The following is a 2,093-nucleotide window of genomic DNA, read 5'->3' as shown; positions in this document are numbered from 1 at the left end:
GTACAAATTGTTTATTAGGATCATAGCCACCAAATGTCAATTTATAACCTAACTTTTCTCCATCTTTCGAATATGCTATTACGTCATCGTAATTTTGGGTATTTAGTTTAACTATTGCATAAGAAGTTTCTTCAGGTAGGAGAGGGTTAAATCGATCGAATTTGTCATTAGTAAAAAAGAGCAATAACAAAAGAAATAGCATAACAGTGACAGAGATGATTATTTTCATGATGTTTACTCCTTTAATTTTATTATGTTTGATTTTTCTAATCTCTTAATATATATAATCTGTATTGTAATTTGGAGGATTAAAAAAAGTATGAATAAAAAGATTACTAAATTATGCTTAAGTGTCCACCAAGAAAAAATACCTACAGCAATGACTAAGCAGTTACTAAATAATAAATAATTGATGTTATTTTTAACTAAGTTGTAGCCATGAATTTTCCTCACTACTAGAAGTTTTAAGTTATTTTCAAAATATTGCTGTGTATCAAATATAATTGTTAAAAATAATGTAATTATCGACAGTATGATTGAAATTGAAACAACAATGAATCTTGTATTCAGCTCTTTAAAATCATTCAACACCATTTCTTTATAGTTAGTAACACCGCTTACTACATCAGATAATTCATATGTTTTTAAGTAATCAGTTGTAACTTGATAGTTTTTAAATAAATAGCTCCCTTGCGTTACGGAAGAAAAATAAAAACTGTCTCCTAAAATATTTGTATCTAGTAATATGACAATAGGGTTTTTACTAAAGGTATTTTTTAAATGAGATTTTGTATCAAATGTATATACTTCATAATTATGATTTACTGGTATTAACTTCAAATCATATTGTTGATTTAAAATACCTTGTTGAAATTGTATCCAATCTTCAAAATCATTTTTGACCTTGATACTATTTGTTTGAGCAGTTGGTGGTAGTAATAGAGTAATATTGTTTTTAGTGTTAGCATAATTTAAATACTTTTGTAAAACGCCTTTATATAAGGAAACAAAATGATTGTTTACAAAGATTACATTACCATTATCAGGTGAGTAATTTTTAAGTGAGGGTTGATATAAATTGTTGTTTCTAATTAGAATTGATTCATGTTTTTCTTCAGTCTCTTTTACTAAATTATGGAATTTTTTAGCTATCTCTTTTTCTTCTAATTCAGTATATTTAAATGGAGACAGCTCAATAATATAATAATCATTCAAGTGGGACCAAAGTGATTCGGTTTCTTTAATCTTTTTAATTGAATCGTAAGTATTAAGGTTTATTATTAATAGATAAACTAATATAAAAAGTATAAACGCTTTACAGATTATAGTTACAGTGTGTATAAATTTATAAGGTTTTTTGCCTTTGATAGTTTGAGGAATATTGTTATTGACCACTAATATATAACTACTAGTATAAATCAGAAAAATTATACCAAAACAAATAACTGCCCCTATAAAGGACCTTGTTAAATAAGCAGTATTGCTATAAAAAATGTCAAATTGCTTAAATAACAGCAATGAAATTAGTAGTGAGATACTTATTAATGAGCAATAATATATGAGTGTTCTGTTAGTATTTTCTAATATGATCTTCGGCAATCTATAACCATGTATCTGTTTTATACTATAAGCTTTAAACGTATTAATTGTTTTGTGAAAAAAATATAAAACATAAATAAAAAATAAAGATATGATCGGGTAAAGTAAACCTTTGTCGCTAATTATAGATATAAATAACTTTGGCTTGTTGATGTGGTAAATTGTTACTTCTAAACCTTTTTTATGTAGTTGTTGCTTTAAATTATTAGGATTAAAAGTATCTCCAATAATATAATAGTCTCCTCTCACATCTTTACTGAGAAGCGCTTCATAATTTATTGATTGATAACCCTTCTTTTTTTGAATGCTTGTCACATTACCATTAAATAAATATAAATACTTGGTTTTGCCTGTTTTAGGGCTTCTAATTAATTTATATATACTTATATTTTCTTGTTTAGAAATTTTTTCGATTGTATTAAAAATATCTTTTTTATTGAAGGTGCGATCCCAAGTTGAAATATGGATTATATTACTACTGCCAGGTATTAAAT

At 25.7% G+C, this 2,093-nt stretch carries 2 protein-coding genes; both read right to left on the bottom strand.

What is annotated here, in order from left to right:
• The coding region (locus ACF91D_RS29905; RefSeq protein WP_392438349.1) for a hypothetical protein at positions 1–229 on the bottom strand (229 nt) is incomplete at its 3' end.
• A 5-nt stretch (positions 230–234) separates the two neighbouring features.
• Positions 235–2,093, bottom strand: a 1,859-nt coding sequence (locus tag ACF91D_RS29900; protein WP_392438347.1) for a DUF1430 domain-containing protein, incomplete at its 5' end; no start/stop codon positions are given.

This window comes from Staphylococcus sp. 231237_7MaSpsaltlick (assembly GCF_043107035.1).
This window is presented reverse-complemented; position numbering and strand designations above follow the sequence as displayed.